This is a genomic window from Mesorhizobium sp. B2-3-2 (assembly GCF_006442295.1).
GTDB lineage: Bacteria > Pseudomonadota > Alphaproteobacteria > Rhizobiales > Rhizobiaceae > Mesorhizobium.
In genome coordinates this window covers 500,648-526,422 of sequence record NZ_VFWA01000003.1, presented here as the reverse complement: position 1 = coordinate 526,422, position 25,775 = coordinate 500,648, and the positions used below count along the sequence as shown (strand labels likewise).

Here is a 25,775-nt window from a genome sequence, read left to right as displayed (position 1 = left end):
ACCGAAAACGGCGACCCGAAAGCCGCCGTTCCCGACAGATTCGCGTTTCCCTTGATCAGGTGAGGTCTGGGATGCGAAGGACCTGCCCCGGATAGATCTTGTCGGGATGGGTCAGCATCGGCTTGTTGGCCTCGAAGATGACCGTGTTCTTGGCGCCCTTGCCCTTGCCATAGCTCTTTTCGGCGATCTTCCAGAGATTGTCGCCCTTCTGGACGGTGTAGAAGGTCGGTTCCTTGGCCGCGGCCGCCGCCGAACCGGAAGCCGGTGCGACCTGCAACTCGTCCGCCTGCACCTTGGAGACGCCGAGCGTGTTGCCGACGGCGATGACCGCCTTTTCGAAAACCGACTGGTCCTTGACCACGCCCTTCAGCACCGCCGTGTCGCCCTGAACGACGACCTGCACGCCATCGGTGCCGAGCTTGTGCGAATCGAGCTCCTTCTTGAGCGTATCGGCGTTGGGCGCCGCTTCCTCGTCACCGCCTATACCGAGCTTTTTGCCGACGCTCTTGACGAAATCGAACATACCCATTTCCAGGTCTCCTTGCTGTGGCAAAGAGTAAACCTTGCATCTACGATCCGAAATGGGAAGCCGTTTTATACACGCGCCTGGTGTGTTGCTTAATCGTTCTCTATCCGGCCGCGCAGTTTCTTGATGGTGCCGCGTCCGGCCTTGCTCTTCAGCCGCCGTTCGACCGCGCCTTTCGACGGCCTCGTCTTCTTGCGCGGCGGCGGTGGCGGCTCGGCCGCCTTGGCGACCAGCGCCGCCAGCCGCGCCCGTGCGTCCGCGCGGTTCTGTTCCTGCGTGCGGAAGCGTCCGGCCTCGATGACGATGACGCCGTCCTTGGTGGCGCGCTGGCCGGCAAGCCTGATCGTGCGTTCGCGCACGCGTTCAGACAGGCCGGGCGCGTTGCGTGCATCGAAGCGCAACTGCACCGCCGTCGCCACCTTGTTGACGTTCTGCCCGCCGGGGCCGGACGAGCGGATGAAATCCTCGTGCAGATCGCCCGGATGGATCACGGCATCGTCGGCAATGATGATTGTATCGTCGCTCGTCATGCCGCAGTCATGGCGCGGCGGACGAAAAAAGAAAAGGCCCGATCGGGGACCGGGCCTTGTGAGGACGGCTGAGCGTGGTGGGCGACTATTCCGCCGCTTCCTGCATGTGCGGCGCCGCGCCGAGGACGGAGGCGTCGACATGGCTTTCGAACTTCTCGAAATTGACGGCGAACATGCCGACCAGCCTTGCCGCTTGCCGGTCATAGGCCGATTTGTCGGCCCAGGTCGATCGCGGGTCGAGGATGGCGCCGTCGACGCCCGGGACCGCCACCGGCACCTCGAAGCCGAAATTGACGTCGGTGCGGAAACCAGCCGTCTTCAGTGAGCCGTCGAGGGCCGCGGCAAGCAGCGCGCGCGTCGCCTTGATCGGCATCCGCCTGCCTGTGCCGTAGGCGCCGCCGGTCCAGCCGGTGTTGACCAGCCAGCAGTCGGCACCGTGCTGCGCGATCAACTCGCGCAGCAGATTGCCGTATTCCGAGGGATGGCGCGGCATGAACGGCGCGCCGAAACAGGTCGAGAACGTCGCCTCGGGCTCGGTCACGCCCTTCTCAGTTCCGGCCACCTTGGCCGTGTAGCCGGACAGGAAATGATACATCGCCTGCGCCGGGGTCAGCCGTGCGATCGGCGGCATCACGCCGAACGCGTCAGCGGTCAGCATGATGATGTTCCGGGGATGGCCGGCGCGCCCCGTCTTGCTGGCATTGGGTATGAAGTCGAGCGGGTAGGCACAGCGCGTGTTCTCGGTGAGCCGTCCGTCGTCGAAGTCCGGCACGCCGTGGGCGTCGAGAACGACGTTCTCCAGCACCGTGCCGAAGCGCTGCGTGGTGGCGAAAATCTCCGGCTCCGCTTCCGCCGACAGCTTGATGGTCTTGGCGTAGCAGCCGCCTTCGAAATTGAAGATGCCGTGCGGTCCCCAGCCGTGCTCGTCGTCGCCGATCAGCGTGCGCGACGGATCGGCCGACAGCGTCGTTTTGCCGGTGCCCGACAGGCCGAAGAAAATCGCGGCGTCGCCGCCAGGGCCCTCATTGGCCGAGCAGTGCATCGGCATCACGCCCTTGGCCGGCAGCAGGTAGTTCAGCATCGTGAACACCGATTTCTTCATCTCGCCGGCATAGGAGGTGCCGCCGATCAGCACGATCTTGCGGGTGAGGTCGACGGCGATCACGGTTTCGGTGCGGGTGCCGTGGCGGGCGGGGTCGGCGCGGAAGGAGGGCAAGTCGATGATCGTCATCTCGGGCACGAAATGGTCGAGCTCCGCGGCTTCCGGGCGGATCAGCAGGTTGCGGATGAACAGCGAATGCCAGGCAAACTCGGTGATGACCCTGGTGGGCAGCTTTAGCTCATGGTCTGCGCCGCCGACCAGGTCCTGCACGTAAAGATCCTTGTCCGCGGCGTGCGCCCGGAACTCTTCGAGCAGCGTCTCGAACTGCTCCGGCGAGATCGCCTTGTTGTTGTCCCACCAGACTTCAGGCTCGGTGGCGCCGTCGCGCACGACGAACTTGTCCTTGGGCGAACGGCCGGTGTGCTGGCCTGTTTCGGCGACCAGCGCGCCGTGCGCGGTCAGCCGGGCTTCGCCACGCCTGATCGATTCCTCGTAGAGGGCGGCCGCACCGAAATTGTAGCGCACCAGGCCAGAGGTTCTGAGACCGATACGATCGATCGCGCAGGCAGGATTGCGTTTGCCGACTTCCGACATGGGTGACCCTTCTCCGATTTGCCGCATCTTTGCCGGCGCGTTTCCGGCACGCCCACTACGCGAGCTTAGACGGTGAGAACCAGAAAAGCCGAATGATATCAAATCATTAATCGATTTAAATATTTTGAAAGTTGTTTAAATCGTTTATATATGCAAAAAGTTTCGTGGTTGCCCAAAGGATTGGCGATGCTCGTTCGTCCAATCCATGTCGAGGTGCGATCGTGGCCGCCGGCATGCCGCGCGTGACAGCGGTGAAGGCCTATGCCACATTTTGTACCTAATTTGTCCTGCAAAAGCCCCTTCTCTACGAAAGAAGGGACAGCTCATGAGGGAGCCGCTTGAAATGGCAACAATCGCGCTTGTCGATGACGACCGCAACATTCTGACCTCGGTGTCGATTGCTCTCGAGTCCGAGGGATATCGCGTCGAGACCTACACGGATGGTGCGTCCGCGCTGGAAGGCCTGGCGGCGCGCCCGCCGAATCTCGCCATCCTCGACATCAAGATGCCGCGCATGGACGGCATGGAACTCTTGCGCCGGATGCGCCAGAAATCAGATCTGCCGGTCATCTTCCTGACCTCCAAGGACGACGAGATCGATGAGTTGTTCGGCCTCAAGATGGGCGCCGACGACTTTATCCGCAAACCCTTCTCGCAGCGCTTGCTGGTCGAGCGGGTGCGCGCGGTGTTGCGCCGTGCCAGCGCCCGCGAGGCCGCGGCAAAAGCGCCCAGCCAGCAGGCGCGCTCGCTCGAGCGCGGCCAGCTCGTCATGGACCAGGAACGCCATACCTGCACCTGGAAGGGCGAACCGGTGACGCTCACCGTCACCGAATTCCTGATCCTGCATTCGCTGGCACAGCGCCCCGGCGTCGTAAAAAGTCGTGATGCGCTGATGGATTCGGCTTATGATGAGCAGGTCTATGTCGACGACCGTACCATCGACAGCCACATCAAGCGGCTGCGCAAGAAGTTCAAGGCCGTCGACGACGACTTCGAGATGATCGAAACCCTTTACGGAGTCGGATACCGGTTCCGCGAAGCGTGAATAGGCAGTAGACAATAGAGAATAGTCGGTAGTCAGTTTTGAATGGTGCGAGCGGCCCCCCGTGCATCGCCGCGATCTCAGCCAGCCATTTCTCTATTCGCTACCCGCTACTCACTAATTACTAAGCAGGGAACTGCTGTTCGATGGCAGTGGAAGCACAGCGGAGCAGATCGGCGGGCGTTGCAAGGCGGCCGGCGCGGATCATGCCCGCGTTCCTGTCGAAGCTCACCGTGCCCATGCGCCGCTTCCTCGGCCATCACATCTTTTCCAGCCTGACGCGGCGTATCCTCTTCCTCAATCTCGCCGGCCTCGCGGTCCTGGTCACTGGCATTCTCTATCTCAACACCTTCCGCGACGGGCTGATCGACGCCCGCGTCGAAAGCCTGATGACCCAGGGCGAGATCATCGCCGGCGCGATCGCCGCCTCGGCGACGGTCGAAACCGATTCGATCAGCATCGATCCGGAAAAGCTGCTTGAGCTGCAGGCCGGCGAAAGCCTGGGACCGGGCTCGGACCAGCTCGACAATCTGGATTTCCCGATCAATCCTGAACGCGTCGCCCCGGTGCTGCGCCGGCTGATCTCGCCGACCCGCACCCGCGCCCGCATCTACGACCGCGACGCCAATTTGCTGCTCGATTCGCGCCATCTCTATTCACGCGGCCAGATCCTTCGCTACGATCTGCCGCCGGTCGACGAGGAAGAGCCCGACCTTGTCGAACGCATCCAGAAGTTCATCTTCGACTTCTTCCGCAACACCGATCTGCCGGTCTATCACGAGCAGCCGGGCGGCAACGGCGCCGCCTTCCCGGAAGTGGTCAAGGCGCTGACCGGCAGCCCGTCGACCATCGTCCGGATCAGCGAACAGGGCGAGCAGATCGTTTCCGTCGCGGTGCCGATCCAGCGCTTCCGCGCCGTTCTCGGCGTGTTGATGCTGTCGACCGAAGGCGGCGACATCGACAAGATCGTCGCCGCCGAACGCAAGGCGATCCTGCGCGTCTTCGGCATCGCGGCGCTCGTCACCGCCATCCTGTCGATGCTTTTGGCCTCCACCATCGCCAATCCGCTGCGCCGGCTGTCTGCGGCGGCCGTGCGGGTACGGCGCGGCGTCAAGAGCCGCGAGGAAATCCCTGATTTCTCCGACCGGCAGGACGAGATCGGCAATCTGTCGATTGCCGTGCGCGACATGACCAACGCGCTCTATGCCCGCATCGAGGCGATCGAGAGCTTCGCCGCCGATGTTTCCCATGAATTGAAAAACCCGCTGACCTCGCTGCGCAGCGCGGTGGAAACCTTGCCGCTGGCCAAGAACGACAATTCGCGCAGCCGGCTGATGGAGATCATCCAGCACGACGTCAGGCGGCTGGACCGCCTCATCACCGACATTTCGGACGCCTCCCGTCTCGACGCCGAGCTGGCGCGGGATGACGCGGGGACGGTGGACCTGAAGAAGTTCATCACCGACCTCGTCGCTGTCTCGCGTGAAACGACGCGCAACAAGAAGGCGGTCGAGATCGAGCTCAGGGTCGCCAAGCTGCCGCAGGGCGTCAAGGGCTATTTCGTCGTCGGCCACGACCTGCGCATCGGCCAGGTCATCACCAACCTGATCGAGAACGCCCGCTCCTTCGTGCCAGAGGAGCGCGGCCACATCATCCTGTCGCTGGCGCGCACCGGCAAGTTCAACATCCTCACCGTCGACGACAATGGTCCCGGCATCCGCGCCGACAACATCGACCGCATCTTCGAACGCTTCTACACCGACCGGCCCGCCGGCGAGGCGTTCGGCCAGAATTCGGGCCTTGGCCTGTCGATATCCAGACAGATCGTCGAGGCCCATGGCGGCACGCTGACCGCCGAGAACATCCCCGGCACCAAGCCAGGAGAGATCAAGGGCGCCCGCTTCGTCGTTACGCTGCCCGCCGAAGCATGATCCCGAAAGTGGGAACCGATTTTCGGATCAAATCGTGCTAAAAAGCATGATGCCGGATATCGCAGCTTTACGGTCGTCATCCCCGGGCTTGTCCCGAGGATCTGGCGCGCAACGAGACCATGGTGTGAAAACAATCGAAAGGCCGGCAGATCCTCGGGACAAGCCCGAGGATGACGGTGGAATGACCCGGTCCGGTCATGCAGCATGAAAACATCCACGGAACCGCGATCCTGATCGGCGATCGCGGCGTCCTCATCACCGGGCCGTCCGGCGCCGGCAAGACGACGCTGGCGCTGACGCTCCTGGACCATTGCCGGGCGCGCGGCCTGTTCTCGCGGCTGATCGGCGACGACAGGCTGCTTGCCTCGGCCCACGCCGGGCGGCTGGTCTGCCGCGTGCCAGCGACCATCGCCGGTCTCGCCGAGGTGCCAGGGTTCATGCCACGCCCGCTGCCATTCGAGTCGGGCGGCGTGATCGACCTCCATGTGCGGCTGGTGGCGAAGACAGAAATGGCTCGCTTTCAAGAGGAAATCAGCGAGCCGGTCGCGGGCTGCCCGGTGCCGCGCATCGACCTTGCGGAGCGCAACATTGCCGCTGCCTTGCCCGCGGTGATGGCGCGGCTGTCGATCGCGCCTTTTCTATGATGTGCCCGGGGTTTTTTGCTGCAATGCGTCAAAATGGCATGGGCCGGCGCAATTTTGGGCTTGTCAACGAGCCGCGCGTCGACAAGATAGCGCTCCCGCCGCCTGGAATGGCTGGCGAGCATAAAATACGCCTGTGAAGCGGCGATGACGGGAGCCACCAAAGAATGATCGGACTCGTGCTTGTAACGCACGGTCAACTGGCCACCGAGTTTCGACATGCAGTGGAACATGTCGTCGGGCCACAAGACAATTTCGAAACCGTGGCGATCGGGGCTGACGACGATATGGAGCAGCGCCGGCGCGACATCGTCGACGCCGTTGCCCGTGTCGACACCGGGGCGGGCGTCATCGTGTTGACCGACATGTTCGGCGGCACGCCTTCGAACCTTGCCATTTCCGTGATGGAGTCCGGCCGCACCGAAGTCATCGCCGGCATGAATTTGCCGATGCTGATCAAGCTCTCGTCGATCCGCAAGGGCGACAACATGGCGGCGGCCCTCGACGAGGCGCAGGCGGCGGGGCGCAAATACATCAATGTCGCCAGCCAGCTCCTGAGCAGCAAATGAGCACGATGTCGTCGGAAAAGGACCAGATCGTCCGCGAATTTCCGATCGTCAACCAGCGCGGCCTGCACGCGCGCGCCTCGGCCAAGTTCGTACAGCTCGCCAGCGGCTACAACGCGTCGGTCCATGTCGAGAAGGACGGCGTCAAGGTCGGCGGCACCTCGATCATGGGCCTGATGATGCTGGCGGCAAGTCCGGGCTATTCGATTCGCGTCACCGCCAGCGGTCCCGAAGCGCTTGAGGTCATGAATGCGCTGGAACAGCTGGTGGCGTCCCGCTTCGGCGAGGAATGCTGATCCCTTACCTCCATACGAAAGACATGCAGGGATAAAGATTTCTTTATATCCCATTGTCGTGTTGACGCCGATCTGCTAGTCAGGCGGGCAATTCGCGCCCTTCGACGCGCCTGCCGGCGCGGGCGCATCCGCAACCAATTCAATAGCGTAACAATTCGCATCGGAGCACTGCCATGACGGGTAGCAAGGACTATGTGGTCGCCGACATCTCGCTTGCCGGCTGGGGCCGCAAGGAAATCGAGATCGCCGAAACCGAAATGCCGGGCCTGATGGCCTGCCGCGAGGAATTCGGCTCCAAGAAGCCGCTCAAGGGCGCGCGTATCACCGGCTCGCTGCACATGACCATTCAGACCGCTGTGCTGATCGAGACGCTGAAGGCGCTCGGCGCCGATATACGCTGGGCGTCCTGCAACATCTTCTCGACCCAGGACCATGCGGCCGCGGCCATTGCCGAGGCCGGCATCCCGGTCTTCGCCGTCAAAGGCGAGACGCTGGAGCAGTACTGGGACTACACCGACAGGATTTTCCAGTGGGCCGATGGCGGCACCTCCAACATGATCCTCGATGATGGCGGCGACGCCACCATGTACATCCTGATCGGCGCGCGCGCCGAGGCCGGCGAGGACGTGCTGTCCAATCCGCATAGCGAGGAGGAGGAATATTTCTATGCCCAGGTCAAGAAGCGCATGAAGGCTTCGCCCGGCTTCTTCACCAAGCAGAAGGAAGCGATCCGGGGCGTCACCGAAGAGACGACCACCGGCGTCAACAGGCTCTACCAGCTGCAGAAGAAGGGCTTGCTGCCTTTCCCGGCCATCAATGTCAACGACTCGGTCACCAAGTCGAAATTCGACAATAAATATGGCTGCAAGGAATCGCTGGTCGACGGCATCCGCCGCGGCACCGACACCATGATGGCCGGCAAGGTCGCCGTCGTCTGCGGCTATGGCGACGTCGGCAAGGGCTCGTCCGCCTCGCTTAAGGGCGCTGGCGCCCGCGTCAAGGTCACCGAGGTCGATCCGATCTGCGCCCTGCAGGCGGCGATGGACGGCTTCGAGGTCGTCACGCTCGAAGATGCCGCACCCACCGCCGACATCGTCATCACCACCACCGGCAACAAGGATGTCGTCACCCTCGACCACATGCGTTCGATGAAGGACATGGTGATCGTCGGCAACATCGGTCACTTCGACAACGAGATCCAGGTGGCATCGCTGCGCAACCTGAAATGGACCAACGTCAAGCCTCAGGTCGACATGATCACCTTCCCCGATGGCAAGCGCATGATCTTGCTGTCGGAAGGCCGCCTGCTCAACCTCGGCAACGCCACCGGCCATCCGAGCTTCGTCATGTCGGCGTCCTTCACCAACCAGGTGCTGGCGCAGATCGAGCTGTTCACCAAGGGCGAGCAGTATCAGAACCAGGTCTACGTGCTGCCCAAGCATCTCGACGAGAAGGTCGCGCGCCTGCATCTCGACAAGCTCGGCGCCCGCCTGACCGAACTGTCGGGCGAACAGGCAGCCTATATCGGCGTGACCCCGCAGGGTCCGTTCAAGCCGGAACACTACCGCTATTAACCAAAGCTGAATTTCCTACCAGATATTGACGCCGGGCGATTGACTTTTCGCCCGGCTTTATTTTTGCGCCGAATGATTCTTCACGCCGATTCCAGCAGGCGCTATTGTTGTGATTCGCGGTCCGGGGACGAGGACCGGCGTACGCATCAGGGCGGTCTTGCATTCAGGCGGCGAAGAGGACCAAGACATGCCGGGGGATAACCCGCTTCACGCGGGACGGGCCGTTTCCGGCGGCCATGACGATTCGAGGATTACCGGCACCGCCACGCGAGGCGAGCGCCTTTCATTGCGCGCGCGCGCCGGGCTGTTCCTTGCCGGCTCCGCACTTGGCTGGCCTTTGGCCGGCACGGCGGCCCACGCCCGGGCTGCTGGTGCGGAGGCCGCCAGCCTGTCGGTGAGCACGGTCGAGGTCGTGCAGCTTGCCGTCTTTGTCGGAGTGATGGGAGCGGCATTCCTGTCGGCCATCGTTCTGATCCGGGAGAGAGCGCGTACCTCGGCCGAAAATGTCGAGCTCAGGAGCCGCATCGCGGACATCAACGCGGCGCTGCGCCGTTCGGAGGCGCTGCTCAATCTGCGCGACCAGCGTGTCGTCGTCTGGGCCTCGGAGAACAAGAAACCCGAGATCATCGGCACGCTGCCGGTCGAAAGCGGCGCGCCCGAGGAACGGGCCGCCTTCCTTGCCTTCGGCCGTTGGCTGATGCCGCGCTCGGCGGCGGCACTCGAGCATGCCGTCGCGGGGCTGCGCGAAAAGGCCGTGTCCTTCGACCTCGTCATCGAAACCCAGACCGGCGCTCCGCTGGAAGTGCATGGCCGCAAGAGTGCGGCGCATGTGCTGGTGCGGTTCGTTTCCCTTTCCGAGACGCAACGCAGCCAGGCCCGGCTGAAGATCGAGAACCAGCGGCTGGCCGCCGACCATGATACGATGATCGGCCTGCTCGAGGCGCTGAAGATGCCGGCATGGCTGCGCGGCGAGGACGGCCGCCTGAGATGGGTCAACCGGGCCTATGCCGAAGCGGTCGAGGCTGAAAGCGCGGAGATGGCTGTCCGCGACGCCAAGGAATTCCTCGGCGGCCAGGCGCGCGAAGCGATCGCTGCCCAGCACAAGTCCCATCCGGTCTTCGAACAGACGCTTTCCACGGTGATCGAAGGCGACCGCCGCGTTTTCGCGGTGACCGATTTCGCCGGCGCCGACGGTTCGGCCGGGCTTGCCTGCGACACCAGTGCAATCGAAACCATCCGCAGCGAATATGAGCGCACCGTGCGCAGCCACGCCGACACGCTCGACCAGCTCAACACGGCGGTCGCGATCTTCGACACCGACGAGAAGCTGCGCTTCTTCAACCAGGCTTTCCAGAAACTCTGGGGCCTCGATGCAGGCTTCCTGCACAGCGCGCCCGATAACGCTTTGCTGCTGGATCGGCTGCGCAGCGAGGGCAAGATCGCCGAGCAGCCGGAGTGGCGCCGCTGGAAGGAAGGCCTGCTCGGCGCCTACCGCGCGGTGGAATCGCAGGAGCATTGGTGGCACCTGCCCGACGGCAAGACCATCCGCGTCGTCGCCAATCCGCAGCCCAAAGGCGGCGTCACCTGGGTGTTCGAGAACCTGACCGAGAAGATGGACCTCGAAAGCCGCTACCGCACCGCGGTGCGGGTCCAGGGCGAGACACTCGACAACCTCGCCGAAGGCGTGGCGGTATTCGGCCCCGACGGCAGACTGCGCCTGTCGAACCCGGCATTTGCTACTTTGTGGGGCCTTGACGCCGAAACCGCCAGGCCCAATGTCCATGTTTCCGCAATCCGTGAGCTTTGCGACCGGCAAGCGATCGACAGCCCGTGGGGCGGCTTCGTCGCAGCCATCACCGGCTTCGACGACGAGCGCCGCGACCGCCACGGGCAGACCGAGCTCAACAGCGGCACCGTGCTGCGCTACGCCGTGATCCCCCTGCCCAACGGGCAGGTGATGATGACCTTTGTCGACGTCACCGACAGCGTCCGTGTCGAACGCGCGCTCAAGGACAAGAACGAGGCGCTGGAGAAATCCGACCAGCTCAAGAACGAATTCGTCCAGCACGTGTCCTACGAACTGCGCTCGCCGCTGACCAACATCATCGGATTCACCGAACTGCTGTCGCTGCCGGCCACCGGTCCGCTGACGCAGAAGCAGCGCGAATATGTCGAGCATGTCGGCTCGTCATCCTCGGTGCTTTTGACCATCGTCAACGACATACTCGACTTAGCCACGGTCGATGCCGGCATCATGCAGCTCGACATTTCCGAGGTCCATGTCGACCGCACCATCGCCGCCGCCGCCGAGCTGGTTGCCGACCGGCTGGAAGAGCATTCAATCAGGCTCGAGGTCGATGCCGCGGCGGCGCCGAAGACCTTCCACGGCGACGAAATCCGCATCCGCCAGATCCTCTATAACCTGCTCAGCAACGCCGCCAACTACGCGCCGGAGGCCAGCGCCATCCGGCTCGCCTGCCGTCAGTTGGCGGACGGTGTGGAATTCTCGGTCCACGACGATGGACCCGGGATGCCGCCCGACGTGCTTGATTCGGTGTTCCGCCGCTTCGAGCCGCGCGCCAATGGCGGCCGCCGGCGCGGCGCCGGGCTCGGCCTCTCGATCGTCAAGAGCTTCGTCGAGCTGCATGGCGGCAGCGTCCGCATCGAAACCGGCAAGGACAAGGGCACGACCGTCATCTGCACCTTTCCCGACATGCCGGGCATCCGCGCCGCGGCCGAGTAGCGCACTCGATGGCCGCATTGATGCTCGAGCGTTTACTCGCCGACGAAACACAGACGGCGCGGCTGGGTGAGGATCTGGCGCTGGCGTTGCGCGCCGGCGATGTCCTGGCGCTGAAGGGCGATCTCGGCGCCGGCAAATCGACGCTGGCGCGGGCGCTGATCAGGGCGTTGGCCGACGATGCCGGCCTCGACGTGCCGAGCCCGACCTTTACCCTGGTGCAAAGCTACGACACGCGCATCCCGGTCCATCATTTCGACCTCTACCGCCTGTCCTCGGCAGCCGAGCTCGATGAACTGGGCTTCGACGAGGCGTTGGCGCAAGGCGCGGCCCTCGTCGAATGGCCGGAACGGGCTGAGGGTTATTTGCCTGGGACCGCCGTGCTGATCGAATTGGTCCAGCATGGTGATGGCCGATTGGCGAAACTGTCCGGGCAAGGCGCTGCCTACGATCGCGTGGCGCGCTCGCTCGCCATGCGCGGTTTCCTCGAAAGCGCTGGATGGGGCGAGGCCAGCCGCCGCCATTTCATCGGCGATGCCTCTGCCCGCTCCTACGAAATTGTCTCGCTTCCAGGCCATGCCGCGAGGGTGCTGATGAACTCGCCGCGGCTGGTGCTGGGTCCGCCGGTGCGCGACGGCAAGCCCTATGGCGTCATCGCCCACACCGCCCAGTCGGTGTCCGCCTTCGCCGCCATCGACCGCACGCTGCTCGCCGCCGGGGTCAGCGTCCCCAAAATCCATGCGCAGGATCTCGACCAGGGGTTCCTGCTGCTCGAACATCTGGGCTCCGAAGGGTTCCTGGACGGACATGGCAGGCCGGTCGCCGGGCGTTATGAAGCGGCGGCCGAACTGCTCGCCATGATGCATGACAAGACCTGGCCCCACCGGATGGAGGCCGCGCCCGGCGTGTTTCACGATGTGCCGCCCTTCGATCGCGACGCCATGCTGATCGAGGCGGACCTGCTGGTCGATTGGTACGTGCCGATGCTGACGGGCGCTCCGGCGGGCGATGCCTTGCGCGTCGGCTACCACAAGGAGTGGAACGCGGTTCTCGACCGGCTCGCGAACAGCCAATACACGCTGATGCTGCGTGACTTTCATTCGCCGAACATCATCTGGCGCGCTGAGCGCTCTGGCCATGAGCGGCTCGGCATCGTCGATATCCAGGACGCGCTGATCGGCCCCGCCGCTTACGACGTCGCCTCTCTGGCCATGGACGCGCGCGTCACCATCCCGCCAGGCATCGAGAAACGCACGCTCGATGCCTATATCGCCGCCCGCCACGCGGCCGACCCATTTGACGAGGCGGCGTTCCTCGAGGCCTATGCGATCATGGCGGCGCAGCGCAATTCCAAGATCCTCGGCATCTTCGTCCGGCTCGAAAAACGCGACGGCAAGCCCTACTATCTGAAGCACCTGCCGCGTATCCGCGACTATCTGCGCCGGGCGCTGTCTCATCCTGCCCTGGCCGGCCTTCGCGAGTTCTATACCGCCCACGGTCTGCTGGAGGAGCAAACGCCGTGACAACGATACCGGACGGCGAGTCCAAAACTGCGATCGTGCCCAAAACTGCGATCATGCTTGCCGCAGGGCTCGGCAAGCGCATGCGGCCGATCACCGACACGATCCCCAAGCCGCTGGTCAGGATCGCCGGCAAGACGCTGCTCGACTGGGGCCTCGACAGTCTCGCCGCGGCCGGCATCGGCAAGGCCGTCGTCAATGTGCACTATCTCCCCAAACAGATCATCGCCCATCTCGGTGCGCGCCATGCGCCACGGATCGTCATTTCGGACGAGAGCGAGCGGTTGCTCGATTCCGCCGGCGGCATCGTCAAGGCGCTGCCGGAGCTAGGCGAACAGCCCTTCTATATCCTCAACGCCGACACCTTCTGGATCGACCACGGGACGCTCAATCTCAATCGCCTCGCCCTTGCATGGGACGCCGCGAAAATGGATATTCTGCTGATGCTGGCGGATCTCCATCAGGCGACCGGACACTGCGGTAGCACCGATTTCCTGGTGGCGCCGGACGGCACCCTGCGGCGTTCCAAGGGCGATCCGGCGGGCCTGATCTATGCCGGGGCGGCGATCGTCCATCCGCGCATCTTCAAGGGTGCCCTGCCGGAACCGCATTCGCTTAACGCCTACTTCGACAAGGCGATCGCCGCCGGCCGGCTGTTCGGCATGCCAATGCATGGCCATTGGATCACCGTCGGCACCCCCGACGCCATTGCGAGCGCGGAAGCGGCGGTCGCCGACGCGCTAGCCGAGTCGCAATGAGCGGCCCGGGCCGCGTTTTCTCCATTCCTCCCGGTGCGCCGTTTCTGCCGACGCTTGCCGAGGCGCTGCTGGCCGGGCGTCTTGTTCCGGGCTTTCGCTTCGATGGCGACCCGCTCGCCTTGGCCGATGTCACCATCTATGTGCCGACGCGCCGCGCCGCGCGCGCCTTGCGCGGCGTCTTCGTCGACAGTCTCGCGGCGAGAGGCGGCGGCGGTTCGGCGATTCTGCCGGTCATCCGACCGCTCGGCGAATTCGACGAGGACGAGGCCGCGTTCGAGACGGAAGCGTCGGCGGCCATCGACCTCGCGCCGCCGATCGCGGCAACCGAACGCCTGTTGCTGCTGGCGCCGCTGGTGCGTGCCTGGAAACGCCGCTTGCCGGCGCATGTGGCGGCGCTTTTCGACGAGGAGATCGTCATTCCGGCCTCCGCCGCCGATGCGATCTGGCTGGCGCGCGACCTCGCCCGGCTTATGGATGAGATCGAGACGGAAGGCACGGACTGGACGCGGCTCGCCGATCTGGTGAGCGGCAATCTCGCGGGATGGTGGCAGGTCACGCTCGATTTCCTCGGCATCGTCACCGAAGCCTGGCCGAAATTCCTTGGGGAACGGAATCTCTCCAACCCGGCCGCGCATCGCAGCGCCTTGATCCGGCTGGAAGCGGCGCGGTTGCGGCGCAATCCGCCCGCTGGGCCGGTTATCGCCGCCGGTTCCACCGGCTCCATCCCCGCCACGGCAGAGCTGCTGGCCGCCATTGCCCACTTGGCGGGCGGAGCCATCGTACTGCCAGGCCTCGACCGGACGATGGATGAGCCGTCCTTCCAGGCCATCACGGCGCCGGGCGCACGTCCGGCCGTGCTCGGCCATCCGCAATACGGCCTCGCCAAGCTGATCGGCACCATGGGTGTGCTGCGGGGCGATGTCGAGGAGATCGGCGCGGCCGGACATGAACTCGCGCTTCGCGCCGCCCTCGTCGGCGAAGCGCTGCGGCCGGCCGAGACCACCGAATTGTGGGCCGAGACGCGCAGCGGCTTTTCCGTCTTCGACATCGAGCAGGCGTTCGCCGGCGTGAGCCTGCTGGAAGCGGCCAGCGAACGCGATGAAGCCGTGGCGATCGCCGTCGCGCTCAAGCGCGCGGTCGAGCAGCCCGGCCAAAGAGCGGCCCTCGTTACCGGTGACCGTGCGCTGGCGCGCCGCGTCTCGGTCGAACTCGGGCGCTTCGGCGTCGTCGCCGACGATTCCGGCGGTGTGCCGCTTTCCAACACGCCCACCGCCGGCCTGCTTGGGCTGGCGTTGCAGGCGGTGTTCCGTCCCGGTGACCCGGTCGGCCTGCTGTCGCTGCTCAAGCATCCCCTGCTTGCCCTTGGCCTGGACCGGATGAGCGTTCGCCACGCGGCGGAATTGATCGAGCTGGTGGCGTTGCGCGGCGGCACCGGCCGCCCCGACATCGCATCGCTGCCGGACCTGTTCGAAGCCCGCCTGGTTGACCTCGGCGGCGACAGCAGGCGGCCTTTCTGGTTTGCCCGGCTGACCGTGCGCGCTATCGAGGACGCGCGCGATCTGCTGCGGCGGCTGGTGGAAGCCGTGGCGCCGCTTGCCGCCTTTCGGGGTCAAGCCGACGCCGGTCTTGTGGCGCTCGTCGGGGCCAGCGTCGTGGTGCTGGAAAATCTCGGCCGTGCGGCCGATGGCGGACTTGGCGCGCTTTATGCCGGCGATGCCGGCGAGAAACTGGCCGACCTGTTGCGTGGACTGGTCGCGGCGTCGGTGCCGCTGTCGTTTGCCGCCGACGAATGGCCAGACGTCATGGCGGCGCTGGTCGCGCCCGAGACGGTCAAGCCGGCGCAAGGCACAGACAGGAACATTGCCATCTGGGGGGCGCTGGAAGCCCGCTTGCAGAATGTCGACACGCTGGTCATCGGCGGCATGAACGAAGGCGTGTGGCCGCGCAAACCCGAAAGCGACCGTTTCATGTCGCGGCTGATGAAGACCGGCATCGACCTGGAGCCGCCCGAACGGCGCATTGGCCTTGCCGCACATGATTTCCAGATGGCCATGGGGGCGGCGAAGGTGGTGCTGTCGCGCTCCGCACGCGCCGGCGACGCGCCCGCCGTGCCCTCGCGCTGGCTGCAGCGCATTCTCACTTATATAGGGAAGGATCAGGCAGCCAGGCTTGCCGAACGTGGCGAGGAACTCATCGCCTGGGCGCGCGCGCTCGATACCAGCCCGCGGCGGGACTTCGCGCCGCGCCCGCAGCCGAAGCCGCCGGTCGCGCTGCGTCCAACCCATTTCTCGGTCACCGAGATCGAGACGCTGCGTCGCGATCCCTACGCCATCTATGCCAGGCGCATCCTCGGCCTGCTGCCGCTCGACCCGGTCATCCGCGACCCGGGTGCGGCCGAGCGCGGCACGCTGTTCCATGCCATCCTGCATCTGTTCTCGGGCAGCGTGGCCGATCCGCGTGCTCCCGATGCGCTGGCCGGCCTGCTCGCCGCCGGCCGGACCTGCTTTGCCGAGGCAGCACTTCCCGCCGATGTCGAGGCGGTGTGGTGGCCGCGTTTCGAAAAGCTCGCCGCCAGCATCATCGAATGGGAACGCGGCCGCGCTGGGGCCGTGGCCCGGCGCCACGCCGAGGCGCGAGCGAGCAAAACCATGGTCGGCCAATCCGGCATCACCCTGTCGGGCTATGCCGACCGGGTCGATCTTCTCCATGGCGGCATGGCCGACATATTGGACTACAAGACCGGCTCCTCGCCTTCCAAGGCGCAGGCGCACACGCTGCTGTCGCCGCAACTGGCGCTGGAGGGCGCGTTGCTCAGGCGCGGTGCTTTCCAGGAACTCGGCGCGCGCGAGCCCTCGCAATTGGCCTTCGTCAGGCTGAAGCCGAATGGCGAGGTTTTCGAGGAATCGATCCTCGAATACAACCGGCAGCCACGCACCGCCACGGACCTCGCCGAGGAAGCCTGGGCGCGGCTGGAGAAATTGCTCATCCACTATGCCGATCCGGCGGCCGGCTATCTGTCGCGGGCACTGCCGTTCCGCGAAGGCGAGACCGACGGCGACTACGACCATCTCGCCCGCGTGCTCGAATGGTCGGCGGGCGGCGATGCGGATGAGGGAGGGGAGGCATGAAGAAAGCCTACCCCATCCCCGGCGAAACCGCCTCCAGGCAGGCCAGCGCGTCGGATCCGAGGAATTCCGCCTGGGTGTCGGCCAATGCCGGGTCCGGCAAGACCCATGTGCTGGCCCAGCGCGTCATCCGGCTCCTGCTTCGCGGCACCGATCCGTCGAAGATACTGTGCCTGACCTATACGCGTGCCGCCGCCGCCAACATGTCGAACCGGGTGTTCTCGACCCTGTCGGAATGGACCGCGCTCGGGGATGCCGAACTGGCGGTGAGGGTCGAGGCGCTCGATGGCCGCCGGCCCGACCGCGAAACCATGCGCCGCGCCCGCCGCCTGTTTGCCGAGGCGCTGGAAACGCCCGGCGGGCTGAAGATCCAGACCATCCATGCCTTCTGCGAATCGGTGCTGCACCAGTTCCCGCTGGAAGCCAACATCCCCGCGCATTTCGAAATGCTCGACCCGCAGATGGAGGCCTCGTTGTTCGCCGCCGCGCGCCGTGAGATGATTTCGGGCAGTGCGGCGGATCGGCCGGACCTCGCCGATGCCTTCGCCGCCGTGCTCGAGCGCGGTGGCGAGGCAGGGCTCGACGCCCTGCTCGCCGAGATCGTCCGCAAGCGCGACGAACTGGGCGCCTTCATCGGCGAAATCGATCGAGGCGGCCCGAACTTCCAGACGCTGTTCGACGAATTCCAATTCCGCCCCGGCCAGACCGCCGAAGGCATAGCGGCCTCCCTCTGGCCTCTGCCCGGCTTCCTGCCGGATTATTTTGCCGGCTTCGCCCAGGCGGCGGAAACCGCCGACGCCAGGACGGTGCTCAACAACATCTTGCCTCATGCGCGCCTGGCTTTCGCGGAAACCGACCCCGTGCGCCGCCTGCAACTGCTTTCGCGGGCTTTCCTGAAGGCCGACGGCGACGTCTACGATCCAGCCAAGGCCTTCAAAAAGGCGCTGCTCGACCGGCTGCCAGACCTGGCGGAGCGCTATCTCTCGGCGACCGCCGCAATCGTCGAGACGGTCGACCGGCTCGCCCTGTTTCGGATGCTGGAGGGGACGCGCGCCGCGCTGACGCTGGCCGACTGGCTGATCGCCCGCTACGAGCAGTTGAAGCGTGGCCGCGGGTTCCTCGACTTCAACGACCTGATCACCCGCACCGTCAGTCTCCTGGCCAGGCCCGATGCCGGCCCGTGGGTGCAATACAAGCTCGACCAGGGTATCGACCACATCCTGCTCGACGAGGCGCAGGACACCAGCCCCGACCAATGGGAGGTGGTGAAGCGGCTGGCCGAGGAATTCTTCGCCGGCATCGGCGCCCGCGACACTGCGCATCGGACGATCTTCGCCGTCGGCGACGAAAAACAGTCGATCTATTCTTTCCAGGGCGCGGCGCCGGATTCCTTCGCCGACAGCAGGCTCCTGTTTGCGGGCAAGGTGCGCGACGCCGAGGCGCCCTTCGCCGATCTGAAGCTCACCTGGTCGTTCCGCTCGACCGACGATGTTCTGGCCGCCGTCGACCGTGTCTTCGCCGATCCGGTCGTGCGGCGCGGCATCAGCCATGACCCCGACCCGCTGAGCCACAAGGCGATACGCAGTGATGCGCCGGGCTATGTCGAGGTCTGGCCATCCATCGGCGCCGACGTCGTCGACGAGCCGGACGACTGGACGCAGGCAGTCGACCATGCCCGCGCGCCGGCGGTTCGGGTTGCCGAAAACGTCGCCGCCACCATTACCGGCTGGATCGGCAATGGCGAGGTCATTGAAGGCCGCGGCAAGAGGCTGCGCCCCGGCGACGTGCTGGTGCTGGTGCGCAAGCGCGATCGCTTCGTCCATGCCCTGACGCGTGCCTTGAAGCGTCGCGACATTCCGGTGGCCGGCGCGGACCGCTTGAGCCTGCCCGGCCACATCGCGGTCAAGGACCTGATCGCGCTCGGCCATTTCCTGATCCAGCCGCAGGACGATCTGTCGCTCGCCGCCGTGCTGCGGAGCCCGATCTTCGATCTGTCGGAAGAGACGCTTTTCACACTGGCCGCGCAAAGACCGTCCGGCCTGTCGCTGGCCGCATCCCTGCGCCAGCATGCCAGCCAAAGCGAAGCGCTCGCGGCGGTCGCCGCTCAACTCGACATCTGGGCCAACGAGGCCGCCTTCAAGCCGGTGTTCGAATTCTATGCCGGCCTGCTGGCGCACGGTGGCGTGCGCAGGAAGATGATCGCACGGCTCGGGCCGGAAGCGGGCGACATTCTTGACGAATTCCTGAGTTTCTGCCTTGCCGAGGAGCGGACCGGCCTGCCCGGGCTGGAAGCCTTCCTGTCGACGCTGGAGAGCGCCGGCCCCGAAATCAAGCGCGAGATGGACCAGACCCGCGACGAGGTCCGCGTCATGACCGTTCATGCAGCCAAGGGGCTCGAGGCGCCTGTAGTCTTCCTGGTCGATGGCGGTTCGGCTCCGTTCAGCGATCAGCACCTGCCGCGCCTGATGCCGTTCGAGGGTTCGGGGCTGAACTGGAGCGGCAAGGGCTTTCTCTGGCGCTCGGCCAGCGATGTCGCCAACGGCATTTCGAAGGCTGCCGCGGCCAGGGCGCGCGATCTCGCCGATGACGAGTACCGGCGGCTGCTCTATGTCGGCATGACCCGGGCCGAGGACAGGCTGATCGTCTGCGGCTATCACGGCAAGCGCGCGCCGAACACCGGCACCTGGCATTCGCTCGTCAGCCGTGCCCTGGTCGGGGCGCCGGAGAGCGCCGAGTATCCGCACCCGGCCGGCGGCGTTTCAGTGCATCGCTTCCAGGTGACCGGGCTGCCGCCCTTTGCGCCGGTCGCCGAAAGCGAGGCCAGGCAGACGCGGGACTTCGGGCCGCCGCCCGAAACCTTGTTCAGGTCGCTGCCGCCATACGAGGACCTGCCGCGCCCGCTGTCGCCATCCGGAGCCTCGGTCCTGATCGACGAGGGCAAGGAAAGCGTCATCGAAACCGGCTCGCCGGTGCTGGATGGCGACGCCGAACCCGGCTTCGCCGTCATGCGAGGCCTGGCGCTGCACAAGCTGCTGCAGATGCTGCCCGGCGTGGCGCAGGACGAACGCCAGGGCGCGGCCGAACGCTATCTCGCCCGCGCCGGCGCGCAATGGCCGGGTGGAGAGCGCGAAAAAGCCGTCGCCTCGGTGATGGCGATCCTTGCCGACCAGCGCTTCGCGCCGCTTTTCGGGCCCTCTTCGCGCGCCGAAGTGGCGGTCATGGGCAGCCTCGACGTCAAGGGCACGAAACGCTCGATTTCCGGCAAGATCGACAGGTTGGCGGTGACGCCGGACCGCGTATCCATCGTCGACTACAAGACCAACCGGCCGGCGCCCGCTTCGCTGGGAGAGGTTCCGCCCGCCTATCTGCTGCAGCTCGCGCTCTATCGCGCCCTGCTGCGGCCGCTCTATCCCGGCCGCGAAGTCACGGCGGCCTTGCTGTTCACGGAGGCGCCACGGCTGATCGAGCTGCCGGCTCGGGCCATGGATGACGCACTTGCCCGACTCACGCGAGCGTGACACAAGAACTGCTTGAAGAAGGGCGCGGCAACCACCACATTTGGTGCGACGAAAAATTTCGAAAGGATTTCCGCATGGCTACCGTCAAGGTCGACAAGAACAATTTCCAGACCGCTGTGCTCGACGCCAAGGAGCCGGTCGTGGTGGATTTCTGGGCGGAATGGTGCGGTCCCTGCAAGATGATCGCGCCGGCGCTGGAAGACATCGCCAATGAACTCGGCAGCAAGGTGAAGATCGCCAAGCTCAACATCGACGAGAATCCCGAACTGGCAGCGGAATTCGGCGTGCGCTCGATCCCGACGCTGATGATCTTCAAGGGCGGCGAAAGAGCCGATGTGAAGGTTGGCGCCGCGCCCAAGACCGCGCTGTCGCACTGGATCAACGGTAATCTCGCCTGATCCATTCGAAATTCCCGATATCAAGCCCGGCCAATCGCGCCGGGCTTTTTGTTGGCGTCATCGGTCGCCCGTTCTGGCCCTGACATGCGGAGCCTCCATGTTTTCTGCTGACAGCAGAAGCAGGGAGAGAAAAAATGACCGGATCCGCCAAGGCCACCGTCTTCATCGACAATGAGCGCGTCATTGTCACGGAATATCGCTTTCAGCCGGGCGACAACACCGGCTGGCATCGCCATGGCCATGACTATGTGGTCGTGCCGTTGATGGACGGCAAGGTGAAGCTTCTGACCAAGGACGGCGAATCCTTCGCCGAAATGAAGAAAGGCGCGCCCTATTTCCGCAGGGAAGGCGTCGAGCACGACGTCATCAGCGCCAATGAGGGCGAATATGCCTTCATCGAGATCGAGCTAAAATAGCGGCGTTCGCCTCGAATACGGCAGCGGAAATTCATGGAGAGTGTGGCGAGCCATCAATTGCCATCTTGATGGCAGATACAAGCCGGGATACATGTCTTTTCAACAAGGAGTTTGAAATGGCCGAACCCCAGCTCTCAGTCCGTAGCGCAAAGGCACGCGACCTGGCTCATCGACTTGCTCGTCGCGAAAATCGTTCGATAGCGGATGTGGTGGAACGGGCGCTTGAATCGTACGAGATCCGGGAGGCGGGACGCGAGCCTGCCTCCACGTTCTATGCCCGCATTACGGCCAGTTGTGGCGCCGATATTGATCTGGAGGAAGTCATCCGCGACGGGCGCCTGGTTCATCCTGGACCCGAGCTTTGATTTTCGTCGACACCAACGTGATTTCGGAGACACTCAAGAAGGCACCGGACGAAGCCGTTCTGGCCTGGCTTGTCCGCAACGATGCTGAATTGGCCCTTCCCACGGTGACGATTGCTGAAATTGCTTTCGGCATCCAAAAAATCCGACCTGATGAGCGTGCGGACCGCCTAGAGGAGGGACTTTCTCAATGGCGCCGTCGTTTCGCCGACCGGATTTTTGGGCTGACGGAAGAGGCTGCGCTAGCTTACGGGGAGATCATGGGAACCGCCAGCCGCCTAGGCCGTGGAATGTCGGCTCCCGATGGCATGATCGCCGCGATCGCGCGTGTGAATGGTGGTCGGCTGGCGACGCGCAACCTCAACGACTTTGGCGCCGCCAACCTCGACCTGATCTCACCGTGGGATTTCTAGAGCCTTTCACGTTTTGACGGAAGCGTACCCGGCGTTTTCGAAGTAGTTCTTGCATTCGGCTGCCTCGATGGTTTCGACGAGGTGGCCGATGTGGCGCCAAGTTTCCTCGACGGTGCGTTTCTGAGCCTGACGCATCCAGTGTTTGATCTTGGCAAAGGCCTGCTCGATCGGATTGAGGTCCGGAGAGTAGGGCGGCAGGTACCAAAGCCTGGCGCCAGCAGCCTTGATCATCTGCCTGATGGCCGCCGACTTATGACTTCCCAGGTTGTCCATGACGACGATATCGCCGGGCTTCAGCACGGTGATGAGCTGCTGCTCGACATAAGCGCGGAAGCATTGGCCGTTGATTGGCCCGTCGAAGACACAAGGTGCCGCGAGCCGATCCCAGCGCAGCGCGCCAAGGAAGGTCAGCGTGCGCCAATGGCCGTGCGGAGCCAAGCCGCGAAGCCGCTTGCCCCTCGGCCCCCAGCCTCGCAACGGAGCCATGTTGGTCTTGATCCAGGTCTCATCGATGAAGACCAGGCACTGCGGATCGAGACCGGTCTGCCAAGATCGCCATCGCTGACGCCTGCGGGCAATATCGGCGCGCGCCTGCTCAAGGGCGAACAGCGTTTTTTTTGAAGCTCAGGCCCTCGCGGCGCAAGAACAGCCACACCGCGTTGTGCGAGACCTTGACCCCGCGACCAGCCAACTCATCCTTCAGACCGTGCAGCGTCAGATGCGGCATCTCACGTATACGCGCCTCGATGAAGGCACGGTGCGGCTCCAGTAGCCTCTTGCGATGCCCACCCATCTTGCCCGGTGCTACCGAGCCGGTCGTCCCATGACGCTGCAACAGCTTCACAGCGGCCGAAATCGAAATGCCAAACCGTTTGGCGGCAGACCGGCGGCTTTCACCACTCAAAACCGCCGCCACAACTCGCTCGCGAAGGTCATTGGAAAGAGGTCGGGTCATCAGATGCTGGCCTCCACTCCAGCCAGCATCTTGAATCACAAAACCGACAAATCGGGAATCCCCTTCGATTCCATCAAGCCGTGAACCGCTCTAGAGCAATTCCTGGAAAAATGTGTACGGTTTCCCGGAAAACGCGCGTAGCGCTTTCCCTTGGGAGTTGCGCAAAAACAAAGAGATAGAGCGGTTCGCCGTTTCCATGAAACGGTGAACTGCTCCAGCGTTGAAACGAATTCACGCGAAGCGTTTTTGGTATGTTGTGCCATGACGCCCAAGCCGAGATCGCTTCCGGCGCCGGGTAGGATAGATTTCTGATTATCGGTATGTCACGTCGGCGGCGTGCCGTTCTCCGCCAACACCGCTCCAGCCAGATAGAGCGACCCGCCGATCAGGATGCGCGGCGGCGGGCCGTCCCAGGTGTCACGCAGCAACATCAGCGCGCTGGCGACGGAACTCACCGGCTCGGCCGTCAGCCCGGCCTCCGTGGCGCGGGCCGCCAGTTCGTCGTTCGGCACGCTGGCGTCGCTCAGGCTCACCGGCACCGTATAGACGTGCCGGGCGAGGCCATTGAAGGCGCGGAAATAGCCGCTCTGGTCCTTGGTGTTGATCATGCCGGAGATGAGAAAAAGCGGCCTGGGGTTCTTCTCTTCCTGTTCGGCGAGCGCCTCGGCGACGACCACGCCGGCGCCCGGATTGTGGCCGCCGTCGAGCCAGATGTCGGCGCCCTTGGGCGCCAGTTCCGTCAGCCTGCCTTGCGACAGCTTCTGCATCCGCCCCGGCCAGGCGACAGTGGTCATCGCCTTCTCGGCGGCACGGTGGCTGATCTCGAAGCCGGCTGCCTTGACGGCGGCGATCGCCGCGGCGGCATTGGCGAACTGGTGGCGCCCGGGCAGCCGCGGCGGCGGCAGATCCATCAAGCCGTCATCGTCCTGATAGACCATGCGGCCGTTCTCCTCGAAGGCAAGGAAATCCTGTCCATAGACCAGGGTCGGGCAGCCAAGCCGCTCGGCGGTTTCGATCAGCACCTGCTGCGCCGCCTCGGTTTCCTGCGCCCCGATGACCACCGGGCAGCCGCGCTTGATGATGCCGGCCTTCTCGGCGGCGATCAGTTCGACGCGGTCGCCGAGATAGGCTTCGTGGTCCATCGACACCGGCATGATCACCGAGACAGCCGGCCTGGCGATGACATTGGTGGCGTCGAAGCGGCCGCCGAGACCGACCTCGATGATGGCGGCATCGGCCGGATGCTCCGAAAACAGGATGAAGGTGACGGCGGTGAGGATCTCGAAAACGGTGATCTTCTCGCCGCCATTGGCCTTGGCGACGCGGGCGATAGCCTCGGCGAAGATATCGTCCTCGACCAGCCTGCCGCCGCCATCAGCCGCCAGCCGGTAGCGCTCGTGCCAGCTGACCAGATGCGGCGAGGTGTGCACGTGCACGAGCCGGCCGGACGCTTCCAGAAGCGCCCGCGAGAAGGCGGCGCAGGAGCCCTTGCCGTTGGTGCCGGCGATATGGATCACCGGCGGCAGCAAGTCCTGAGGATTGCCCAGCCGCTCCAGCAGCCGTGAAATGCGGTCGAGCGAAAGGTCGAAGCCTTTCGGGTGAAGCGCCATCAGCGCTTCGATTTCACGGTCGGCGGCAAGCGTGGTCATGTAAGAGTCCTAAGCGCGCGATGGATCGCGCGCAATCGCGGTTCGCGGCAAAGAGTGTCGCGTCAGGCCTGCGGCCGTGCTTCCGTGGCGACCACCGCCGGCGGCAGGATTTCCGGTTCCAGGAGCTTGTGCTCTTCCGGCATCTTGAGCAGCATCTTCAAGAGCCGCGCGATGGTCTGGCGCATCTCCAGTCGCGACACCACCATGTCGACCATGCCGTGCTCCATCAGATATTCGGAGCGCTGGAAGCCGTCCGGCAGTTTTTCCCGGATGGTCTGCTCGATGACGCGCGGTCCGGCGAAGCCGATCAGCGCGCCTGGCTCGGCGATGTGCACGTCGCCCAGCATGGCGTAGGAGGCAGTGACGCCGCCGGTGGTCGGATTGGTCAGCACGACGATGTAGGGAAGGCCGGCCTCCTTCAGCCGGTCGACGCCGACCGTGGTGCGCGGCAATTGCATCAGCGACAGGATGCCTTCCTGCATGCGCGCGCCGCCGGAAGCGGCGAACAGGATCAGCGGCCGCTTGCGCTGCACGGCCACCTCGAAGGCATGAACGATGGCGTCGCCTGCGGCCATGCCGAGCGAACCGCCCATGAAGGCGAAATCCTGCACCGTCACCACCACCGGCAGGCCTTCCACGGTGCCCAGCGCGTTGACGATGGCATCTTCCAGGCCGGTCTTGGCCTTGGCGTCCTTCAACCGGTCGGTGTAGCGCTTCTCGTCACGGAACTTCAGCGGGTCCAGCATGACCTTGGGATTTTCGAGCTGCTCATATTTGCCGTCGTCGAGGAAGTATTTCAGCCGCTCCTTGGCCGAGATCTTCATGTGATGGCCCGAAGAGGGGATGACGAACTGGTTGGATTCCAGATCCTTGTGGAACACCATCTCCCCGGTCTCGGGATCCTTGATCCACAGGTTTTCGGGCATGTCGGTGCGCCGGCCGAGCATCGAATTGATCTTCGGGCGAACGTAGTTGGTGATCCAGTTCATCGCTTCGGCTCCTGTCCTGACGAAGAGTTAGAGCAATTCCAGGAAAAGTGTGAACCGGTTTCCGTCCGGAATTGCGGTAAAACAAAAAGATAGAGCGGTTCGGCGTTTCCGTGAAACGGCAAACCGATCC

Annotated in this window: 21 protein-coding genes; 15 read left to right on the top strand and 6 right to left on the bottom strand. The window is 64.5% G+C overall.

Features of this window, described 5'->3' with window-relative positions; all coding sequences use genetic code 11:
* Positions 1–55: 55 nt before the first annotated feature.
* The 3 genes from lysM to FJ964_RS11160 all read right to left on the bottom strand — a co-directional run bounded on the left by lysM (position 56) and on the right by FJ964_RS11160 (position 2,752).
* On the bottom strand, positions 56–529 hold the full coding sequence (gene lysM / locus FJ964_RS11170; protein ID WP_140550429.1) for a peptidoglycan-binding protein LysM: 474 nt from the start codon (positions 527–529) through the stop codon (positions 56–58).
* An 89-nt stretch (positions 530–618) separates the two neighbouring features.
* The gene (gene arfB / locus FJ964_RS11165; protein WP_140550428.1) at positions 619–1,056 is read right to left on the bottom strand and encodes an alternative ribosome rescue aminoacyl-tRNA hydrolase ArfB; all 438 of its coding nucleotides are present in this window, start codon (positions 1,054–1,056) and stop codon (positions 619–621) included.
* 85 nt (positions 1,057–1,141) lie between these two features.
* Positions 1,142–2,752, bottom strand: coding sequence for a phosphoenolpyruvate carboxykinase (locus tag FJ964_RS11160; RefSeq protein ID WP_140550427.1), 1,611 nt, complete (start codon positions 2,750–2,752; stop codon positions 1,142–1,144).
* Positions 2,753–3,095: 343 nt separating this feature from the next.
* Here FJ964_RS11160 and FJ964_RS11155 point away from each other — a divergent pair, with 343 nt between their 5' ends.
* The 15 genes from FJ964_RS11155 to FJ964_RS11080 all read left to right on the top strand — a co-directional run bounded on the left by FJ964_RS11155 (position 3,096) and on the right by FJ964_RS11080 (position 22,052).
* Positions 3,096–3,797 carry a response regulator transcription factor gene (locus tag FJ964_RS11155; RefSeq protein ID WP_010912942.1) on the top strand — a complete coding sequence of 234 codons (702 nt, stop codon included), beginning with the start codon at positions 3,096–3,098 and terminating at the stop codon, positions 3,795–3,797.
* 143 nt (positions 3,798–3,940) lie between these two features.
* Entirely contained in the window at positions 3,941–5,725 is a 1,785-nt protein-coding gene (locus tag FJ964_RS11150) for a sensor histidine kinase (protein ID WP_140491185.1), read from the top strand.
* A 197-nt stretch (positions 5,726–5,922) separates the two neighbouring features.
* Entirely contained in the window at positions 5,923–6,369 is a 447-nt protein-coding gene (locus FJ964_RS11145) for an HPr kinase/phosphorylase (RefSeq protein WP_140550426.1), read from the top strand.
* Positions 6,370–6,533: 164 nt separating this feature from the next.
* Positions 6,534–6,935 (top strand): PTS sugar transporter subunit IIA, encoded by a 402-nt coding sequence (locus tag FJ964_RS11135; RefSeq protein WP_010912939.1) that lies wholly within the window; start codon positions 6,534–6,536, stop codon positions 6,933–6,935.
* On the top strand, positions 6,932–7,228 hold the full coding sequence (locus tag FJ964_RS11130; RefSeq protein WP_140491179.1) for an HPr family phosphocarrier protein: 297 nt from the start codon (positions 6,932–6,934) through the stop codon (positions 7,226–7,228). The genes FJ964_RS11135 and FJ964_RS11130 overlap by 4 nt, the downstream gene beginning before the upstream one ends.
* Positions 7,229–7,401: 173 nt before the next feature.
* Positions 7,402–8,802 (top strand): adenosylhomocysteinase, encoded by a 1,401-nt coding sequence (gene ahcY, locus FJ964_RS11125; protein ID WP_140517752.1) that lies wholly within the window; start codon positions 7,402–7,404, stop codon positions 8,800–8,802.
* 187 nt (positions 8,803–8,989) lie between these two features.
* On the top strand, positions 8,990–11,545 hold the full coding sequence (locus tag FJ964_RS11120) for a PAS domain-containing sensor histidine kinase (protein ID WP_140550424.1): 2,556 nt from the start codon (positions 8,990–8,992) through the stop codon (positions 11,543–11,545).
* An 8-nt stretch (positions 11,546–11,553) separates the two neighbouring features.
* The gene (gene tsaE, locus FJ964_RS11115; protein ID WP_140550423.1) at positions 11,554–13,065 is read left to right on the top strand and encodes a tRNA (adenosine(37)-N6)-threonylcarbamoyltransferase complex ATPase subunit type 1 TsaE; all 1,512 of its coding nucleotides are present in this window, start codon (positions 11,554–11,556) and stop codon (positions 13,063–13,065) included.
* A gap of 53 nt (positions 13,066–13,118) precedes the next feature.
* Positions 13,119–13,820 (top strand): nucleotidyltransferase family protein, encoded by a 702-nt coding sequence (locus FJ964_RS11110; RefSeq protein WP_140550500.1) that lies wholly within the window; start codon positions 13,119–13,121, stop codon positions 13,818–13,820.
* Positions 13,817–16,948 (top strand): double-strand break repair protein AddB, encoded by a 3,132-nt coding sequence (gene addB, locus FJ964_RS11105; RefSeq protein WP_140550422.1) that lies wholly within the window; start codon positions 13,817–13,819, stop codon positions 16,946–16,948. Before FJ964_RS11110 ends, addB begins: the two co-directional genes overlap by 4 nt.
* The gene (gene addA / locus FJ964_RS11100) at positions 16,945–20,463 is read left to right on the top strand and encodes a double-strand break repair helicase AddA (protein WP_140550421.1); all 3,519 of its coding nucleotides are present in this window, start codon (positions 16,945–16,947) and stop codon (positions 20,461–20,463) included. Before addB ends, addA begins: the two co-directional genes overlap by 4 nt.
* Positions 20,464–20,537: 74 nt before the next feature.
* A complete protein-coding gene (trxA, locus tag FJ964_RS11095) occupies positions 20,538–20,861 on the top strand; it encodes a thioredoxin (protein WP_140491167.1) in 324 nt (107 codons plus the stop codon).
* A gap of 134 nt (positions 20,862–20,995) precedes the next feature.
* A complete protein-coding gene (locus FJ964_RS11090) occupies positions 20,996–21,277 on the top strand; it encodes a cupin domain-containing protein (RefSeq protein WP_140524093.1) in 282 nt (93 codons plus the stop codon).
* A gap of 116 nt (positions 21,278–21,393) precedes the next feature.
* Positions 21,394–21,642: a type II toxin-antitoxin system VapB family antitoxin gene (locus tag FJ964_RS11085; protein WP_140550420.1), complete on the top strand. Its 249-nt coding sequence runs from the start codon at positions 21,394–21,396 to the stop codon at positions 21,640–21,642.
* Positions 21,639–22,052, top strand: coding sequence for a type II toxin-antitoxin system VapC family toxin (locus FJ964_RS11080; protein ID WP_140550419.1), 414 nt, complete (start codon positions 21,639–21,641; stop codon positions 22,050–22,052). The genes FJ964_RS11085 and FJ964_RS11080 overlap by 4 nt, the downstream gene beginning before the upstream one ends.
* Before the next feature lie 6 nt (positions 22,053–22,058).
* Here the strand turns inward: FJ964_RS11080 and FJ964_RS11075 are convergent.
* The 3 genes from FJ964_RS11075 to accD all read right to left on the bottom strand — a co-directional run bounded on the left by FJ964_RS11075 (position 22,059) and on the right by accD (position 25,645).
* Positions 22,059–23,007, bottom strand: a protein-coding gene (locus FJ964_RS11075) for an IS630 family transposase (protein ID WP_140550418.1) whose coding sequence is annotated in 2 segments (ribosomal slippage) — positions 22,059–22,670 and positions 22,672–23,007 — 948 coding nt in all. Because the reading frame shifts where the segments join, the coding sequence is not laid out codon by codon here.
* A 323-nt stretch (positions 23,008–23,330) separates the two neighbouring features.
* Positions 23,331–24,656, bottom strand: coding sequence for a folylpolyglutamate synthase/dihydrofolate synthase family protein (locus tag FJ964_RS11070; protein WP_140550417.1), 1,326 nt, complete (start codon positions 24,654–24,656; stop codon positions 23,331–23,333).
* Positions 24,657–24,718: 62 nt separating this feature from the next.
* Positions 24,719–25,645: an acetyl-CoA carboxylase, carboxyltransferase subunit beta gene (gene accD, locus FJ964_RS11065; RefSeq protein WP_140550416.1), complete on the bottom strand. Its 927-nt coding sequence runs from the start codon at positions 25,643–25,645 to the stop codon at positions 24,719–24,721.
* Positions 25,646–25,775: the final 130 nt, after the last annotated feature.